The organism is Cupriavidus taiwanensis, from assembly GCF_900250075.1.
GTDB lineage: Bacteria > Pseudomonadota > Gammaproteobacteria > Burkholderiales > Burkholderiaceae > Cupriavidus > Cupriavidus taiwanensis_C.
In genome coordinates, this window is sequence record NZ_LT977071.1 from 1,729,938 (window position 1) to 1,745,620 (window position 15,683).

Genomic DNA, 15,683 nt, shown 5'->3' on the forward strand with positions numbered 1-15,683 from the left:
ATGGCGGGCCCGGACACCGCGCCCGCCGCGCCGCCCGCGCTGCCGGTCGAGCGCGTGGTGGCAACGCCGGCTGCGCTGGCACTGATCGCCGAGCTGGCCGCGCGGCACGGCCCGCTGATGTTCCACCAGTCCGGCGGCTGCTGCGACGGCAGCGCGCCGATGTGCTATCCCGCCGGCGAATTGCTGGTGGGCCCGGGCGATGTCTGCCTGGGCCAGATCGGCGGCGCCGCGTTCTACATGACGCGCGCGCAGTTCGAGTACTGGCGCCACACGCGGCTGGTGATCGACGTGGTGCCGGGCGCGGGCGGGATGTTCTCGCTGGAGGGGCGCACGGGCAGACGGTTCCTGACGCGCTCGGAGCTGTTCAGCGACGCAGAGGCGGCGTGGCTGGCGGCGCAGCCGGAACCGTAATGCGGCGATGGGGTGGCGGGTCGTAACAGGTCGGATCGCTGTGCCATCGCATTTCAGGGCTCAGCGATTTCCCACGCACAAGCGTTTGCGGCAAGCTTCGTCCGCCTGTTCGGAATGCGACAACTCTTATCGCCTGCCTGACTCCGGAAGGGAATACTGGACACGTCATCGGGTTGCCGATGACCGGGCGTGGAAACCCGATAGTCTCCGGGCAGGTGTGCCGCAACGGCACACCTGCGTGCTCGCACGAACGCATCGTTCCAAGGCGGGCCAGGTGAGGCGGCCGTAAGGCCGGCCGGTTCCCCCGGAGACTGGTTTCCACCCTCGCTCTATGGCCCGCCACCCTCACTTTCAGTTGAGTGAGCGTGGCTCAAACTGAAAGGAGTCAATCATGACAGTCGATGCGATCGAAGCCAATGTGTGTCTGAACGAAGTGCGCGCCGGGATAGAGGGCGTGCTGGTATTGCTGGAGCAGCAGAGTGTGCGGTCGGACGCCTGCTTTAGCGCCCTTTGTCTGCTGGAGCTGGTGAAGGCTAAGTTGGATGCGTTGATGGCGGAAGGGCCGCTGGCTGCGTAGATTGCGGATCTCGCTTGAGGCCGTTGGCACGTGCGGTTGGGTGTCGTGCTTGGCGGGCGTGGCTGTTTCGCCGGCGTAGCCGGCGACCTACTTCTTGTCCGAGCGACAAGAAGTAGGCAAGAAACGCGTCGCCTGTGCGGCTGGCAATCAATTCCACGGTGTTGGTGGTTCGGGCGGTGGTGATTTCCGTTTGGCTTGGGTGCCCGTTCCAACCTGCTAACGCTATGTGAGTCAGGGGCGGTGCCTTCGATCACCCACTTTTGAACGATCCCAACAGGGTGTAGGCAGCCTGCTGCTGGCGATATCGCGGGGACGCCTGCGGCTGCTGCGCAGGCAGTATCGCAGGTCAAGGCCCCGCGCGCGGAAGAGGGGGAAAGCAAGCGGGAGGCGAGAATCCTTTGGGCTCGTCCGCGATTGCGCGTGCGAGCGCAGCGACGCACTCCGTGCCAGAGCAGCAGACCTGAGATAGGGTGTGCGCGCAGCGCAGCCGAAGGCGTCCCACCAATAACGCGCTTAGCAGGCGGCCACCGACCTAAAGTCGGGTTCGTCCATCCGACCCCGAACGCCAGGCACATCCAGGTAGCGTCAGCAGGGTCGAACCACCAACCGCTTTGCCGGAAGTCACCACCGTTCGAACCCCCAACGCCGCCTTAGCCAGCCGCTTAGGCGACGCGTTTTTTGGTTACTTTTTGGCGCTCGGCCAAAAAGTGACCCGCCCAGCAGGGCGGAACCACGCGGTTCAAAGGCCGACAGCATGTCACCAACAGCAACAACACAACGCCGGCCTCGCCAGTCAAGCACGATCGCCCAACCAACGTGCCCAAACCAACTACTTCCCATACTCCAACTCCGGATACCAATCCCCCCTCCCCTCCGGCGTGGTATCCAGCAACGTCCACAACGCATCCAGATCCGGCGCCCCGCGCGGATCCTGCCCCGGATCGCACGTCAGCGCATACATCTCGCTACTCCAGAAATGCCGCACCTTGCCATCGCGCCGCGAAAAGACGGTATATCCCGGCACGTCCGCATCCTCCGCACTGACGTAGTCGCGCGTGAAATCGCCGTCCACATCCGCATACACCTTTAGCTGCGTCCACCCTCGCGCCCGCTTGGCCGCGACCAGGCGATCGATCGGCGAGCGCGCCACCATCGCCAGTGCCGTGCGCTGCTCGATATCCGCAACCTTGTGGTCCCAGCCGGCCATGATGGACGTGCACATCGGACAAGGCCGCTCCCGCTGCGGCCCGAACATATAGCTGTAGACCACCAGCGTATCCTTGCCGGCGAACAGGTCTTCGAGCGTTACCGGCCCGTGCTCGCCCTGGAACGTATAGCGCTTCGTCACTTCGCCGCCGGGCGGCAACGCGCGGCGCTGCGCGGCCACGCGTTCGATGTGCCGCCGCAATTCGATTTCTTCCGCCAGCAAGGCGTTGCGCGCCTCGCGGTACGCCTTGCTCTCATTGGGAAAGTGGACGGGATTCTGCCGCGCCAGCTCGGTCGACGGAACCAGCTTTGCCGTGGTGTTCATGTCAGTCCTCCTGGAAGATCGCGTGCCGGGCGCGGCTTTCGCCACGCGGCGATGGCCGCTTCGCACGCCTGTCCTGTTTCGTTCCCGCGCGGCGCCAATCGTTCCAATGCGACGGCTGCACGCCGCCCTCGCTCCGCGCTCCACTCAGCACAAACGGCGGTTCACACTCGCGTGTGAACCGCCGTCTCTCTCTGCGTAACGCCGCTTCAGCCTTGCTGGGACCTGGCCGTGCGCGCGGCCTGCTCGCGCAGCCGTTCCTCCTGCTCCCGGAGTTCCGGCGTCAGTTCCGCGCCAAAGTCTTCAAGCTCGAACAATGGCCGGATCTCGATGTCGGATTCGCCTTCCATCGGATTGGGACAGCGCTTGACCCATTCCACGGCCTCATCCATCGACTTGACCTGCCACAGCCAGAACCCGGCGACGAGTTCCTCCGGGTGCTCAAAGGGCCCATCGGTCACGGTGCGCTGGCTGCCTGAAAAGCGCACGCGCTTGCCCTTCGCGCTGGGCTGCAGGCCCTCGCCCGCCAGCATGATGCCGGCCTTGACCAGTTCTTCGTTGAAGTTGCCCATGGCTGCCAGCAGCTCGGTGCCGGGCATCTTGCCGGCTTCCGACTCGCTGGTCGCCTTGACGATCACCATTACACGCATCGACATGCCTCCTCAGGTACGTGTGTGGCGACATGCGCGCCGGGTGGCGCGCTCCACGCACCCGCCATGGGGCGTGTCGCACACCGGTCCAGCATAGACGCTGTGGGGCAGAACCCTATCAGGCAGAAGCTATTGCTGCATCGACCAGGACGACTGCCGGCGCAGGTCCTCCTGTCCCGGCTGCCGCGGCGGCTTGCCAAGGTCATCGTCGTGCCGCGGCGGAAGGTGCTCTTCGCTCTTGCGCGAGGGATCGGCCGGCGGCACCTCGGGTACGTGCGGCCCTTCCTCTGGCCGTGGAATTTGATGTGCCATGATGCCCTCCTGCTTGCAGAGTACGACACCCTTGGCGATGCAACCGCCATGCCAAGCCGCGCGGCGCGTTTTTGTGCGCCCCGGCGATCCCGCGCGCCGCGCCGTGCTGCGCTGGGGGGTGCGCCGCGCAATCTCGGCGCGCAAATCTGCCTGACTTTGTAATGCGGCATGCGGGTGCGCCGTCGATGCGCCGCGGCGGCGCCCCGTCCGGCATGGCGCGGAGGCGGTCACGCCGGCAGCCAGCGCCCGGCACGAAAGGTGCACCGCCCTCCCGTGGCGCGCCGGGTTCACCCGGTGCGCCATGGATACTTCAACGCGGAGGCGCACCATGGAACAGACGGAAACGACAAGCACGCCCACCAGCACATCGGGCCTGCGCCAGCAGGAGACGCGCATGTCTTCGGTATCGGGGTCGGAGACGCGCACCGGCGCGTCGTGGAGGGACACGTCGGCACGATCATCGGCATCGCAGGACCTGGCGCGCGAGCTGGACCGGCTGATCGATCGCCTGCCCACGTTGTCCGGCGATAACCTCGAGCAGGCCAAGGCGGAGTTCGTCCAACTTGCCGCCAAGTCGGGCAGCGCAGCGACGGAACTCGCGGCCAAGTCCGCGGAGGTTGCCCGGCACGTGAAAGGACGCGTCAAGAACGAGTGGGAAACCGGCCTCGAGCGGACTGAATCGTTCGTCCACGCCAACCCCGTGCGCGCGCTGGCGATGGCGCTCGGGATCGGCGTGGTGCTGGGCGCGCGGCTGTTCGGCGGGTCGCACCGGCATCACCGCGACATGTGAGCCGGCGTTGGCCGGATCGGCGCGCCGGCGAGAGCAACGGCTCAGCCGGCGCGCTGGCGCGGCAGCGCGCTGCCGAACTGCTTGCGGTAGGCCGACGGCGACACCGCCAGCGCCTGCGTGAAATGCTGGCGCAGCGAAACGGCCGAGCCGAAGCCGACCAGCTCGGCCACCAGGTCGACGCCCTTGTCGGTGGTCTCAAGCAAACGCCGCGCCGCCGTCAGGCGGTGGTTCAGCAGCCACTGCGTCACGGTGGTGCCGGTCTTCTCCTTGAAGCGCCGCGTGAAATTGCGCCGGCTCATGCCGGCCTTCTCGGCCAGCGTGTCGAGCGTCATCGGCTCGGCCAGGTGCGCGATGGCCCAGTCCAGCGTCAGGCTGAGCCGGTCGGCGCCGTCCGCCTGCGGCAGCGGGTGCTCGATGTATTGCGCCTGGCCGCCGTGCCGGTGCGGCGCCACCACCATGCGGCGCGCCACCCGGTTGGCCACCTCGGCGCCATGGTCGCGCCGCACCAGGTGCAGGCAGCAGTCGAGCGCGGCGGCGGTGCCGGCCGAGGTCAGGATCGCACCATCGTCGATATAAAGCGAATCGCGGTCGAGCCGCACCCGCCGATAGCGCTGCGCGAAGTCGTCGGCCCAGGCCCAGTGCGTGGCCGCGGTGCGGCCGTCCAGCAGGCCGGCCTCGGCCACCACGAAGGTGCCCAGGCACAGGCCGGCGATGCGCGCGCCGCGCGCGCTGGCGGCCCGCAGCGCGTCGAGCAGCGCTTGCGGCGCGCGCTCGCCCGGGTCCCGCCACGCCGGCATGATCACGGTATCGGCCTGCTCCAGCACGGACAGGTCGTGTTCCACCTCGATGCGGAAGCCCGACATGGTGGCAATCAATCCCGGCGTCTCCCCGCAGATCAGCAAGCGGTAGCGCGGCACGCCCAGGCGGTCGAGGTCGTCGCCAAAGACGATGCAGGGCACGGACAGGTGGAAGGGGCTGATGCCTTCGAAGGCAATCACCGCGACGGTGTGCATCGCAATCTCTCTGGGTCGGAGGCTTGGTTAGGGCGGTTTGGAAGACGGCCCCGCATGGCCACGTTGACGTGGTTTGGCCCGATTCTATCGGATGTTGTCCATCGGGCCACTTCCGGCGCTGCCGGCGGCGCCGGAAACTACGCTCCATGCCGCGCCTGCGGCGAACGCAGCGGCTGCCACTGGCACCGCCCACTACTTCCCTGTCGACGAGGACCATCATGCCCCACCCGACCCTACGCACCATCGCCGGCGCGCCGGCGCGCACCGCCATCGACGCCGCCAGCACCGCCGTGCTGGTCATCGACTTCCAGAACGAGTATTTCAGCGGCAAGCTGCCGATCCCCGACGGCCCGGCCGCGCTTGGCAACGCGCGGCGCCTGGTCGACCACGCGGATGCCGCCGGCATGCCTGTGTTCCACATCCAGCATGTCACGCCGGCGGGCAGCCCCGTCTTCGCCGAACACGGCGCCACCGTGGCGTTCCACGGCGACCTGCAGCCGGCCCCGCACCACACCGTGGTGCAGAAGACTTCGGTCAGCGCCTTCCCCACCACCGACCTGGACCAGCGCCTCAAGGCGGCCGGCATCAAGACCCTGATCATTACCGGGCTGATGACCCACGCCTGCGTCACCGGCGCGGCGCGCGACGCGGTGCCGCTGGGATACGGCGTGATCGTGGCGGCCGACGCCTGCGCCACGCGCGACCTCGAAACCGCGGCCGGCACGGTGTCGCACCAGGACCTGCACCGCGCCGCGCTGGCCGCGCTCGACGACGCCTTCGGCGATATCCTGAGCACCGAGCAGGTGCTGAAGCTGCCGCTGGCCTGAGCGACTGCGGCCTGGCCTGGCGATACCGGGCCGGCCGCACGGTCCCAATCAGAACCGGTGCCGCATCCCCACCGCCACCGCGGTCATGCTGCGATGGCCGCTGCCGAGGAAATAGCCGTTGGCAAAGCTCACCGCCGAGGTATCGAAATTGATGCCGGCATGCTGCACGTAGGCCGTGGTCAGGTAGACGTCGGTGCGCCGCGACAGGCTGTAGTCGGCGATCAAGCTGACCTGCCAGGGGTTCTTCACATTGCGGCCGGCAAGCGCCTTGACGTCGTCGTAGTAGAACGCCAGCGTCAGGTCCAGCGCCGACGTGGCGCGGTAGTTCACGCCGGCCCAGTAGTAATCGTCGCGCACGATGGTGGCGCCGTTGGCCGCCTTGTTGAGGCCCCAGCGATAGCCGCCCATCAGCTTGACCGGCCCGGCGCGATAGCTGAGCGCGGCGCCGGCCTTGCGGAAGTTGCCGACCGCGCCGCCGGTCCCGAGCGTCGGATTGAATCGGTTGAACGCCAGCGCCGCGCCGAAGCCGCCGGCGAAGTAGTTCAGGCCGGCACCATAGCCGGTATCCCGGCGCGATTGCCCGGCGTTTTCGCCGGCGCCGAGCACGCCATTGCCGAATGAATAATTGCCGATGGCGGTTACCGCGCCGAAGGTGCCCGTGTACTTGACGGTGTTGTCCGAGCGGAAATCCAGACCCAGCTGTGCCGCGATCGGCTCGTACTGGGTGGAATAGCCGCTGGGCGAGAAGTTGGAAAAGGCGTCGAAGATGGCCGTGTACTGGCGCCCGAAGGTAAGGCGGCCGGCACGCTCGCTCAGCAGTCCGACAAAGGCCTGGCGGCCGAACAGCCGGCCGGATTGCGTCTGCCGGCCGTCGTCGATGCCGAAGCCGTTCTCCAGCACGAACAAGGCCTTCAGCGCGCCGCCCAGGTCCTCGGTGCCGCGCAAGCCCCAGCGCGAGCCCGACAGGCCGCCGGAGCCCAGCGCCACGCGGCTCTGGCCCGGCTCGGGAAAGCCCGCCTGCGTCGGCAACGTGGCCGACAGGTGGTTGACGTATTCGATATTGGCATCCGCCACGCCATACAGCGTCACGCCGGCGTGCGCGCCAGCCCCCGGCATGGCCAGCATGGCCAGCGCCGTTGGCAGCATCAGCGGGTAAAGCCTCGTCTTCATGTCTCGCTCCTTCGTTCTGCTTGGTCATCGCCACGGAAGAAGCGCCGTGGCTGGATGGCGGAGGTCGACCGGCGTGCGCAGCCGGCCGCGCCGCAGGCGCGCAGGTTCCCCGCGCACGGCCTGGCGGCGTGCGGGGGAAACTCGGTGCCGGGGGAATTTGCCGGGCGGCCCCGGCGAGGATCAGCGGCTGGCCGCGCGCAGCAGGGCGTGCGCCGCCGCCACCATGGCCTCGGAGGACTCCAGCGCGCGCGCCGGATCGTCGCGCTTGCGCACGGCGGCGGCGCTGGTCGCGCGCGCGGCGCCGTCGGGGCTGGCCGAGAACTTCACCACGGTCAGCTCGCGGGCGGGATTGATGTAGATCTTCTGGCCGAAGCGGCCGCCGGCCTCGATGCTGCCGTCGCCGTCGTTGCGCTGGAACCAGTAGTTGCGGTAGCCGTAGCCATCGCGGCCCGCGGTGGTGTTGCCGCGCGCGAAGCGGGCCTGGTTGCTGGCGGGCTGCAGCGCGATCCGCACCGCCTTCGGCGAAATCCCGAGCGTGGCATCGCCGGCCGCGGCGCGGCGCACGGCCTCGGCGAAGCGGGCGGCATCGCGCAGCGTCGAGTTCATGCCGCCGCTGGCCATTTCGGTGCCCTGGCGATCGACCTGGGTGTAGGCATCGTCATCGGCAAAGCGCGACCACAGCCGCTCGGTGACGAGGTCCGCCCAGCGCTTGCCGGTGATGCGGCGCAGCGCCCATGCCACCGCTTCCGGCGAGCCGTTCTGGTAATACCAGACGCCGCCCTCCGGGCCTTCGCCCGCGGTGCCGGTGGCGTGCACGACCTTAAGGAAGTCGTAGATGGTGTCGGGCGCATCGGGCTTGCGCGGCACGATGCCTACGGCACCAAACAGCCCCAGGTCCGGCGGCAGGGCCTGCGGATAACCCACCGGCACCTCCATGTCCAGGTTCTGCTGCACCGTGGCCTCGCCGAACGGATTGCCGGCCAGCTCGGGCACGTACTGCGCCAGCCGCGCCTGCGGATCGAGCTTGCCCTCTTCGACCAGCATCGCCGCCAGCAACCCGGTCACGGACTTGGTCATCGACGCCCAGATATGCGGCTGGTGCGGGCCAAAGCCGGCAAGATAGCGCTCGTACACGATCCGGCCCTGGTGCAGCACGATAAAGCCATCGGTATGCGTATCGCGCAGGTAGTCCGCCACCTGCACCGTCTGGCCGGCAACGCTAAAGCGGACGGCGTCCAGCTCCGGCGCCGCCTGGCCTGGCAGCGCCAGCGGCTGGCTCGCATGCCGGATACCGACGGTGGGCGACATCTCGCGCGCATGCCGGAAGGCCCAGCGCATATAGGGCGGGCGCAGGCCGGTGCCGCGACTGACCTGCTTGTCCGGCGGCGGCGGAAAGCCCTGCATGACTTCGCTCTCGGCCACTGCCGCGGGCTGGCCCGCGCCCTGCGCCAGCGCCACGCCGGCCGGCGCCGCCATCAATGCCACCAGCGGCACCACCGTCCACCACCCCCGACTGCGCCGGAACCCCGTCCCGCGCGATTTCGCTTGCGCCTGCATGCTGTCTCCATGGCTGTCGAGGCGGCTGCACACACGCTGCGCCGCCTTCTGTGATCAGATGCCAGCCTGCCGCAGCAGGCCGCGGGCGCCATGTTGCAGGCCAGCGGCCATGGCCACAATCCTCTGTTCGGAATAGAGCCATAACCCTTGGGAATGTCGGCGCAGGCGCAGCCTCAGACAGCCAGTCGCGCTTGCGGCCGCTCCCGCCTGACCACGCCCAGCGAGAACATCGACAGCCCGGCAACCAGTGCCGGCACGCCGATCAAGGCGAACAGCGCGGGCAGGCCCAGGCCCATCGACAGCAGGGTCGCCCCGCCGACCGAGCCCACCACCGAGCCCATCCGGCCCACGCCGTTGGCCCAGCTGACGCCGGTGGCGCGGCAGTCGGTCGGATAGAAGCTGGCCGACAGCGCATTGGCGCCCACCTGCGAGCCCGAGACGCAGAAGCCCGCGACGAACACCGCCACGCCGGCGGCAACCGGCTCGGCGGCAACGCTGCCCACCGCGGCAATGCCCAGCGCCGCCAGCGCGTAACTGGTGGCCAGCACATGGTGCGGGTTGAACCGGTCCATCAACCACCCCAGCGCGATCGCGCCGACCGTGCCGCCCACCTGGAACATGGTCGTCACCAGCGCCGCGGTGCGCAGCGAATGGCCGGTGCCGCGCAGCAGCGTCGGCAGCCAGCTCGACAGCAGGTAGATCACCAGCAGGCTCATGAAGAACGTCAGCCAGAACAGCAGCGTGCCGCGCAGCAGCTCGGGCCGGAACAGGTGCCGCACCGGCGAGCTGGCGGCGCGCTGCTCGCTGACGGCGAAGGTGGCGCCGCGCAGGTCTTCATGCGGAGCGATCTTCTGCAACGTGGCAACGATGCGCTCGCGCGACTTGCCGGTCATCACCAGGTAGCGCACCGATTCCGGCAGCAGCCACACCAGCGCCACCGCCAGCAGCAGTGGCAGCACGCCGCCCGCCACCAGCACCGAGCGCCAGCCGAAGGCGTCGATCAGCCCGGCCGAGGCCAGCCCGCCCAGCGCCGAGCCCAGCGTGAAGCCGCAGAACATGGTCGTGACCAGGAACGAACGCCGCTTCTCCGGGCAGAACTCCGAGGTCAGCGTGATGGCATTGGGCATGGCCCCGCCCAGCCCCAGGCCGGTGACGAAGCGCAGCAGCACCAGCGTCCACAGGTCCGGCGACCACGCCGACGCCAGGCTGGCCGCGCCGAAGCACAGCACCGACAGCACCAGCACGCTCTTGCGGCCGAACCGGTCCGCCAGCGGACCGAACAGGAAGGCGCCGGCCATCAGGCCGCCCAGCCCGGCGCCGAACAGCGGCGCCAGCTGGGCCGGCGTCAGCTGCCATTGCGCGCGGATGGCGGGCGCGATAAAGCCGATCGCGGCGGTATCGAAGCCATCGACGGCGACGATCAGGAAGCACAGTACGACGATGGTCACCTGGAACGCCGAGAGCGGCTGGCGGTCGATGAACGCGGTGACGTTGAGCGGTTGGCTGGCAGGCATGGTGTCTCCTCCTTGTTGCCAGATTTAGGGCGCGAGTGGGCCGGCGGCTTCGTCGGGCGCCGGCTCGCTGTCAGGATTTACGACGCGAGGTTTTCAGCGCGGAATGAAAGGCGCGTTCAGTGATCTACAGCCAGGGCGTGGGGCTCAGGCACTTGTCGGCACGCCAGCCATGCAGCCATTGCAGCGCATCGTAAAACTGCGCCTGCGTGCGGCCGGTCCACAGGCTGTTGCGCACCAGGCGGTCGACCCCCTTCGCGTGGTAGACGCGGCCCATGTCGCGCGCGGCATAGAGCACGCGCGCGGTGCGGGGGATGCGGGCCTGCTCGTACAGCCTGAAGGCGGCGGCGTAGTCGCCAGCCGCGGCTTTGACCGCCGCGCCCAGCGTCACGGCATCCTCCAGCGCCTGGCAGGCGCCCTGCGCCACGTACTGGGTCATCGGGTGCGCGGCATCGCCAAGCAGCGTGGCGCGGCCGAAGCTCCAGCGCTCGACCGGGTCGCGGTCGGCGGTGGCCCAGCGCTTCCATGAGGTCGGGCGGTCCAGCATCTGGTGCGGCAGCGGGTGGATGCCCGCGAAGTACGACAGCACCTCTTCCTTGCTGCCGTCGCGCACGCCCCAGGTTTCCTGTTCGCGGCTGTGGAAGGTCACCACCAGGTTGTACTGCTGGCCGCCGCGCAGCGGGTAATGCACCAGGTGGCAGTGCGGGCCGGCCCACACCACGGGTGCGTTGACCTGCAGGTCCCGCGGCATGTCGGCCACGTCGACCACGGCGCGGTAGACCACGTGCCCGGTCACGCGTGCCTCATCGCCGATCAGCGCCTGGCGGATCGCGGACTTGACGCCGTCGCAGCCGATCACCGCGTCGCCGCGGTGGTGCCCGCCATGCTGGTCGACCACGGTCACGCCGTGCTGGTCCTGCACCAGTTGCTCCACGCGGGTGCTGGTGCGGAAGGTGATCAGCGGGTGGTCCTGCACCGCCTCCAGAATCGACAGGTGGATGTCGGCGCGATGGATCACCGCGTACGGGTTGCCGAAGCGCTCGCGGTACGCCTGCCCCACATCGACCTGCGCGATCACGCTGGTGTCGATGGCGTCGCGCAGGCTCAGGTAATCGGTAAAGACCGCGCGGCCGCGCGCGGCCTCGCCCACGCCCAGCGCGTCGAGCGCGGCAAACGCATTGGCGGCCAGCTGGATGCCGGCGCCGATCTCGCCGATCTGCTCGGCCTGCTCCAGCAGTTCGATGCGGATGCCCTGGCGTGCCAGCGCCAGCGCCGCGGCCAGGCCGCCGATGCCGCCGCCGATGATCAGGACCTCGCCGGTCGTGTTGCGGGTGTTGCTCATTGCTGTCTCCTGCCTGCGCCGCTGGCGTCAGGCGATGTAGTCCGGCTGGCGCGCGGGCGCGGCCTGGGCGAAGGCGGGATGGGCGCTGGCGTGGGTGAAGACGGCCATCGCCCGCTCGTAGCGATCCAGCTCGCAGCCCATGCGCAGCGCGTTGGCCACCTGCGGCACCAGCGTAACGTCGGCCAGCGTGGGGGCATTGCCGAAGCACCACTTGCCATGGCCGTGGCGCGCCAGCAGCCGTTCGACGCCGGCCATGCCCTCGTCGATCCAGTGGCGGTACCAGGCGTCTTTCTGCTCGGGGGTGATCTTCAGCGTGTCCTGCAGGTAGCGCAGCACGCGCAGGTTGTTGACCGGGTGGATATCGCAGCCGACCAGCATCGACAGCTCCAGCACGCGCGCGCGCTGCTCAGGGTCCTGAGGCAGCAGGCGCGGCTCGGGATGGCGCGCATCCAGGTAGTCGATGATCGCGAACGACTGCCCCAGCGTGAAATCGCCATCGACCAGCGCGGGCACGGAGGCGGACGGGTTGATGCCATCGACATACTCGGCGTGGCGATGCTGGCCGGTGCGGATATTGACGCCGAGGTAGTCGTACGGCAAACCCTTGAGGGCCAGCGCGATGCGCACGCGGTACGACGTCGAGCTGTTGAAGAAGCTGTAGAGCTGCATGATTCGGCTTGCCTGTGTTCAGACCACGCGCACGGTCAGTTCGCCCAGGCCGTCGACGCCGGTGACCATGGTGTCGCCGGCCTTGACCGCGCCCACGCCCTCGGGCGTGCCGGTGAAGATGACGTCGCCCGGTTCGAGGCGGAAGAACTGCGAAAGATACGCCACGGTCTCGGCCACCGACCAGATCAGGTGTGACACGTCGCTGCGCTGCCGGGTTTCGCCATTGACCGTCAGCCAGATGCCGGCCCGCTGCGGGTGGCCGATAACGCTGGCGCGGTGGATCAGGCCAACCGGCGCCGAGGCGTCGAAGGCCTTGCCGATTTCCCACGGGCGGCCCATCTCGCGCATCTTCATCTGCAGGTCGCGGCGCGTCATGTCGAGGCCGACGGCGTAGCCCCACACGTGCTCCAGCGCCTGCCCGGCGGGAATATCCGAGCCGCCCTTGCCGATCACGGCGACCAGCTCGGCCTCGTAGTGATAGTTCTGCGTCTGCGCGGGATACGGCAGGTCGAGCGTGGTGCCGGCCTGCACCGGGACAATGGCGTCGGCGGGCTTGCAGAAGAAGAACGGCGGTTCGCGCTCGGGATCGAAGCCCATTTCGCGGGCGTGGGCGGCGTAGTTGCGGCCGACGCAGTAGACGCGGCGCACGGCGAACTGGTCATCGCTGCCGGCAACGGGAATGGCAACGGTGGCGGGAGGCGTGAAAACGTAAGGCATGGTGAGGCTTCCAGTGATTTGGCAGGTAAGCGCCGGCCCGGCAGTACCGGATGGCACCGCCGGGCAGCGGCTTGGCCGGGGTTGCGGGTTCAGGTGCGCGCTTCGCGCAGCAGGTTCAGCGCTGACAGCACCGGCCGGTCGGAATAGCTGAACAGCACGGCATCTTCCAGCGCGCCCAGCTGCACCGGCGCCCAAGACGGCGCCACGAACACGTCGCGCGGCTCGAACTGGAACTGCGCATCGCCGATGCGCACCGTGCCGCGCCCCTCCACCACGCTGTACACGGTGGCGTCGGTGCTGCGGTAGGTCTTGCCCTGGAAGCCCGCCGGCAGGTACTGCATGAAGGTGGCGATGGTCGGCATCGGCCAGCCGCCGGTGGCCGGGTTGACGTAGCGCAGCTTGACGCCGTCCCACGGATCGAGCTCGCCGTTGCGGTAGAGCTGGTCCAGCGCCTCGCGCGAACGGGCATATGGGTAGCTGAACACCGGCGAAGTGGGATCGGTCACGCGGTGCCGCACCGGCACCATGTTGTGGCCGAAGCGGGCAAAGCTGTCGCCCTCGGCGCGGGTCACGGGCTGCTGCGATTCGGGGTAGTTCTCGGCAAAGCCGGCGTCGAACTGCTGCACCATGGGGATGTCGAGGCCGTCCAGCCACACCACCGGCTCGCCGCCCTGCTCGACCGACGGGTTGCCATGGTCATGCCAGGTCCACGACGGCGTGATGATGAAATCGCCGGGATGCATGGTGGCGCGCTCGCCGTTGACGGCGGTCCACGCGCCCTTGCCCTCGACGATAAAGCGCAGCGCCGACTGCGTATGGCGATGGCTGGGCGCGATCTCGCCCGGCAGGATCAGCTGCAGGCCGGCGTACAGCGTCGAGGTGATGCTGGACTTGCCGGGGATGCCGGGGTTTTCCAGCACCAGGACGCGGCGCACCGCCTCCTCGGCGCTGATGATGCCGCCGGCCTGCATCACCAGCGGGCGGATCTGCGCGTACTTCCAGATCGCGGGAACGATCTGCGGCCGCGGTTGCGGCGGCACCAGGGCGTGCAGCGACTCCCACAAGGGGGTCATGTGGCTGTGGCCGATCTCTTCGTAGTAGGCCTGGCGGGCCGGGTCTGGGGTGTGCTCGGACATGCTGTCTCCATAACTTTGTACAAGGCGTTCGGGAGCGCTTTGGGTGGGTGCCTGCATCGCTGCGCACCGTCTGTGTTGTCGTTATACGCCCCGGCCTATAAGATCTGAAATGAAGTTTTCATCTTATCGATACGATTTACCGTATAGGTCACGCCCCATGGATTGGACCCAGAGACTGCGCCTGCGCAACCTGCAGATGCTGCTGAGCCTGGCCGAGACCGGCAATATGAGCCAGTCCGCCGCCATGCTGAACACCACCCAGCCCGGGCTTTCGAAGTGGCTGAAGGACCTCGAGGACGATATCGGCCTGCCGCTGTTCGAGCGCCAGGCGCGCGGCCTGCGGCCCACGCCCTACGGCGAGTCGCTGATCGAGCACGCGCGCCGGATCGAGGCCCAGCTCGATACCGCCCGCGACGACCTGCAGGCCATGCGCGACGGCGGCAGCGGCATCGTGGTGGTGGGCACCTCGGGGGCATCGGCGGCCGACACCGTGCCGCTGGCCGCGCTGCAGCTGATGCAGCGCATGCCGCGCGCCAGCGTGCGGCTGCTGGAAACCACCATGGACCGGCTCATGACCCAGCTCGCGCGCAGCGAGCTGGATATTGTGGTGGGCCGCTCCGCGCCGGAGCTGCAGGACGCGCAGATGCGCACCGAATCGCTCTACATGGAGCCGATCCACTTCGTCGCGCGGCCGCGGCACCCGCTGCTGCAGGGCGGCAAGGTGGCGTGGGACGACCTGTACCGCCACCGCTGGGTGGTATGGCCGCGCGGCACGCCGATCCGCAATGCGTTGGAAGGGGCGCTGGCCAGCGCCGGGCGCGCGCTGCCGGCGGACTGCGTGGAGAGCAATTCCACCGTGCTGAACCTGACCCTGTTCAACAACAGCGACATGATCGGGCTGGCCTCGCACCGTACCGCGCGCCGGCTGGAAGAGCTGGGCGCGCTGCGCATCGTGCCGCTGCGGCTGGCCGGGTTCGGCTCGGTGTCGATGTACTGGCGCGCGGATGGCGAATCGCGTGCCGCGGTGGCGGCGATGCTGGATTGCCTGCGGCGGGCGGCGGGGGCGCAGCAGGTGCCGGCGGAGGCGCCGCTGGCTTAGGCGGATAACCCATAGGAATGTCGCCCGTGCCCGCGGCGCTCAAGGTTGGGCGGCCGCGGCCGTCATTGGGTGTTGGCGGTATCCCGCCGTCTCTCCCCACCTTCGCCAAGGAAACCCTCTTCATGGAAATCTCCAACGTTACCGCCGGCCTGGCTGGCGATCCGGGCGCCGATCCGGTAAGCCTGCTGATGCTGCGCAAGTCGCTGGACATGCAGGCACAAGGCATGGCTGCACTGCTGCAGGCCATGCCCCAGCCGGTCGCGGCCAGCAACCCGCCGCACCTGGGCCAGACCATCGACGTCAAGGTCTGACTTCGCGCGGCGCAAGCCGACGCGGCGCGGGCGTCGCGGCACCGCGGGCCGGGCACTTGGGCG

General features: G+C 68.8%; 17 protein-coding genes. 6 read left to right on the forward strand and 11 right to left on the reverse strand.

Features of this window, described 5'->3' with window-relative positions; genetic code table 11:
• Positions 1-411 carry a DUF779 domain-containing protein gene (locus CBM2588_RS24120; protein WP_115682837.1) on the forward strand — a complete coding sequence of 137 codons (411 nt, stop codon included), beginning with the start codon at positions 1-3 and terminating at the stop codon, positions 409-411.
• 391 nt (positions 412-802) lie between these two features.
• Positions 803-988 (forward strand): DUF1484 family protein, encoded by a 186-nt coding sequence (locus CBM2588_RS24125; RefSeq protein ID WP_221221412.1) that lies wholly within the window; start codon positions 803-805, stop codon positions 986-988.
• 829 nt (positions 989-1,817) lie between these two features.
• Here CBM2588_RS24125 and CBM2588_RS24130 read toward each other — a convergent pair.
• The 3 genes from CBM2588_RS24130 to CBM2588_RS24140 all read right to left on the reverse strand — a co-directional run bounded on the left by CBM2588_RS24130 (position 1,818) and on the right by CBM2588_RS24140 (position 3,478).
• Positions 1,818-2,519, reverse strand: a complete 702-nt coding sequence (locus CBM2588_RS24130; RefSeq protein WP_115682838.1) for a DUF899 family protein — start codon at positions 2,517-2,519, stop codon at positions 1,818-1,820.
• Between the two features lie 206 nt (positions 2,520-2,725).
• Positions 2,726-3,166 (reverse strand): YciI family protein, encoded by a 441-nt coding sequence (locus CBM2588_RS24135; protein WP_115682839.1) that lies wholly within the window; start codon positions 3,164-3,166, stop codon positions 2,726-2,728.
• 129 nt (positions 3,167-3,295) lie between these two features.
• Entirely contained in the window at positions 3,296-3,478 is a 183-nt protein-coding gene (locus CBM2588_RS24140) for a hypothetical protein (protein ID WP_147298428.1), read from the reverse strand.
• 328 nt (positions 3,479-3,806) lie between these two features.
• Between CBM2588_RS24140 and CBM2588_RS24145 the strand changes: the two genes are divergently transcribed.
• Complete coding sequence (locus CBM2588_RS24145) at positions 3,807-4,268, forward strand: hypothetical protein (protein ID WP_231942259.1); 462 nt, start codon at positions 3,807-3,809, stop codon at positions 4,266-4,268.
• A gap of 41 nt (positions 4,269-4,309) precedes the next feature.
• On the opposite strand, the gene CBM2588_RS24150 is transcribed toward CBM2588_RS24145, so the two are convergent.
• Positions 4,310-5,281, reverse strand: a complete 972-nt coding sequence (locus tag CBM2588_RS24150) for a GlxA family transcriptional regulator (protein WP_115682840.1) — start codon at positions 5,279-5,281, stop codon at positions 4,310-4,312.
• A 218-nt stretch (positions 5,282-5,499) separates the two neighbouring features.
• Here CBM2588_RS24150 and CBM2588_RS24155 point away from each other — a divergent pair, with 218 nt between their 5' ends.
• Positions 5,500-6,108: a cysteine hydrolase family protein gene (locus CBM2588_RS24155; RefSeq protein WP_115682841.1), complete on the forward strand. Its 609-nt coding sequence runs from the start codon at positions 5,500-5,502 to the stop codon at positions 6,106-6,108.
• Positions 6,109-6,156: 48 nt separating this feature from the next.
• Here CBM2588_RS24155 and CBM2588_RS24160 read toward each other — a convergent pair whose 3' ends face one another.
• The 7 genes from CBM2588_RS24160 to gtdA all read right to left on the reverse strand — a co-directional run bounded on the left by CBM2588_RS24160 (position 6,157) and on the right by gtdA (position 14,210).
• On the reverse strand, positions 6,157-7,278 hold the full coding sequence (locus CBM2588_RS24160; protein ID WP_439897465.1) for a porin: 1,122 nt from the start codon (positions 7,276-7,278) through the stop codon (positions 6,157-6,159).
• Between the two features lie 180 nt (positions 7,279-7,458).
• Positions 7,459-8,835: a serine hydrolase domain-containing protein gene (locus CBM2588_RS24165; RefSeq protein ID WP_115682842.1), complete on the reverse strand. Its 1,377-nt coding sequence runs from the start codon at positions 8,833-8,835 to the stop codon at positions 7,459-7,461.
• Positions 8,836-9,008: 173 nt separating this feature from the next.
• Positions 9,009-10,349, reverse strand: coding sequence for an MFS transporter (locus tag CBM2588_RS24170; protein WP_115682843.1), 1,341 nt, complete (start codon positions 10,347-10,349; stop codon positions 9,009-9,011).
• A gap of 124 nt (positions 10,350-10,473) precedes the next feature.
• Positions 10,474-11,688: a 3-hydroxybenzoate 6-monooxygenase gene (locus CBM2588_RS24175; RefSeq protein ID WP_115682844.1), complete on the reverse strand. Its 1,215-nt coding sequence runs from the start codon at positions 11,686-11,688 to the stop codon at positions 10,474-10,476.
• Positions 11,689-11,715: 27 nt separating this feature from the next.
• Positions 11,716-12,357 carry a maleylacetoacetate isomerase gene (gene maiA / locus CBM2588_RS24180; RefSeq protein ID WP_115682845.1) on the reverse strand — a complete coding sequence of 214 codons (642 nt, stop codon included), beginning with the start codon at positions 12,355-12,357 and terminating at the stop codon, positions 11,716-11,718.
• Positions 12,358-12,375: 18 nt separating this feature from the next.
• Positions 12,376-13,074 (reverse strand): fumarylacetoacetate hydrolase family protein, encoded by a 699-nt coding sequence (locus CBM2588_RS24185; RefSeq protein WP_115682846.1) that lies wholly within the window; start codon positions 13,072-13,074, stop codon positions 12,376-12,378.
• An 89-nt stretch (positions 13,075-13,163) separates the two neighbouring features.
• Positions 13,164-14,210 (reverse strand): gentisate 1,2-dioxygenase, encoded by a 1,047-nt coding sequence (gtdA, locus tag CBM2588_RS24190; RefSeq protein WP_115682847.1) that lies wholly within the window; start codon positions 14,208-14,210, stop codon positions 13,164-13,166.
• Positions 14,211-14,367: 157 nt separating this feature from the next.
• Between gtdA and CBM2588_RS24195 the strand changes: the two genes are divergently transcribed.
• A complete protein-coding gene (locus CBM2588_RS24195; RefSeq protein ID WP_115682848.1) occupies positions 14,368-15,309 on the forward strand; it encodes a LysR family transcriptional regulator in 942 nt (313 codons plus the stop codon).
• 122 nt (positions 15,310-15,431) lie between these two features.
• The gene (locus CBM2588_RS24200) at positions 15,432-15,620 is read left to right on the forward strand and encodes a YjfB family protein (RefSeq protein WP_115682849.1); all 189 of its coding nucleotides are present in this window, start codon (positions 15,432-15,434) and stop codon (positions 15,618-15,620) included.
• Positions 15,621-15,683: the final 63 nt, after the last annotated feature.

Bases quoted from the DNA above. Each gene is read 5' to 3' on its own strand.
- CBM2588_RS24160 (WP_439897465.1), bottom strand. From the start codon at position 7,278: ATGAAGACGAGGCTTTACCCGCTGATGCTGCCAACGGCGCTGGCCATG.
- CBM2588_RS24185 (WP_115682846.1), bottom strand. From the start codon at position 13,074: ATGCCTTACGTTTTCACGCCTCCCGCCACCGTTGCCATTCCCGTTGCC.
- CBM2588_RS24195 (WP_115682848.1), top strand. From the start codon at position 14,368: ATGGATTGGACCCAGAGACTGCGCCTGCGCAACCTGCAGATGCTGCTG.
- CBM2588_RS24130 (WP_115682838.1), bottom strand. From the start codon at position 2,519: ATGAACACCACGGCAAAGCTGGTTCCGTCGACCGAGCTGGCGCGGCAG.
- CBM2588_RS24200 (WP_115682849.1), top strand. From the start codon at position 15,432: ATGGAAATCTCCAACGTTACCGCCGGCCTGGCTGGCGATCCGGGCGCC.
- CBM2588_RS24150 (WP_115682840.1), bottom strand. From the start codon at position 5,281: ATGCACACCGTCGCGGTGATTGCCTTCGAAGGCATCAGCCCCTTCCAC.
- CBM2588_RS24170 (WP_115682843.1), bottom strand. From the start codon at position 10,349: ATGCCTGCCAGCCAACCGCTCAACGTCACCGCGTTCATCGACCGCCAG.
- CBM2588_RS24155 (WP_115682841.1), top strand. From the start codon at position 5,500: ATGCCCCACCCGACCCTACGCACCATCGCCGGCGCGCCGGCGCGCACC.
- CBM2588_RS24125 (WP_221221412.1), top strand. From the start codon at position 803: ATGACAGTCGATGCGATCGAAGCCAATGTGTGTCTGAACGAAGTGCGC.
- CBM2588_RS24175 (WP_115682844.1), bottom strand. From the start codon at position 11,688: ATGAGCAACACCCGCAACACGACCGGCGAGGTCCTGATCATCGGCGGC.
- CBM2588_RS24165 (WP_115682842.1), bottom strand. From the start codon at position 8,835: ATGCAGGCGCAAGCGAAATCGCGCGGGACGGGGTTCCGGCGCAGTCGG.
- CBM2588_RS24135 (WP_115682839.1), bottom strand. From the start codon at position 3,166: ATGCGTGTAATGGTGATCGTCAAGGCGACCAGCGAGTCGGAAGCCGGC.
- gtdA (WP_115682847.1), bottom strand. From the start codon at position 14,210: ATGTCCGAGCACACCCCAGACCCGGCCCGCCAGGCCTACTACGAAGAG.
- CBM2588_RS24140 (WP_147298428.1), bottom strand. From the start codon at position 3,478: ATGGCACATCAAATTCCACGGCCAGAGGAAGGGCCGCACGTACCCGAG.
- maiA (WP_115682845.1), bottom strand. From the start codon at position 12,357: ATGCAGCTCTACAGCTTCTTCAACAGCTCGACGTCGTACCGCGTGCGC.
- CBM2588_RS24145 (WP_231942259.1), top strand. From the start codon at position 3,807: ATGGAACAGACGGAAACGACAAGCACGCCCACCAGCACATCGGGCCTG.
- CBM2588_RS24120 (WP_115682837.1), top strand. From the start codon at position 1: ATGGCGGGCCCGGACACCGCGCCCGCCGCGCCGCCCGCGCTGCCGGTC.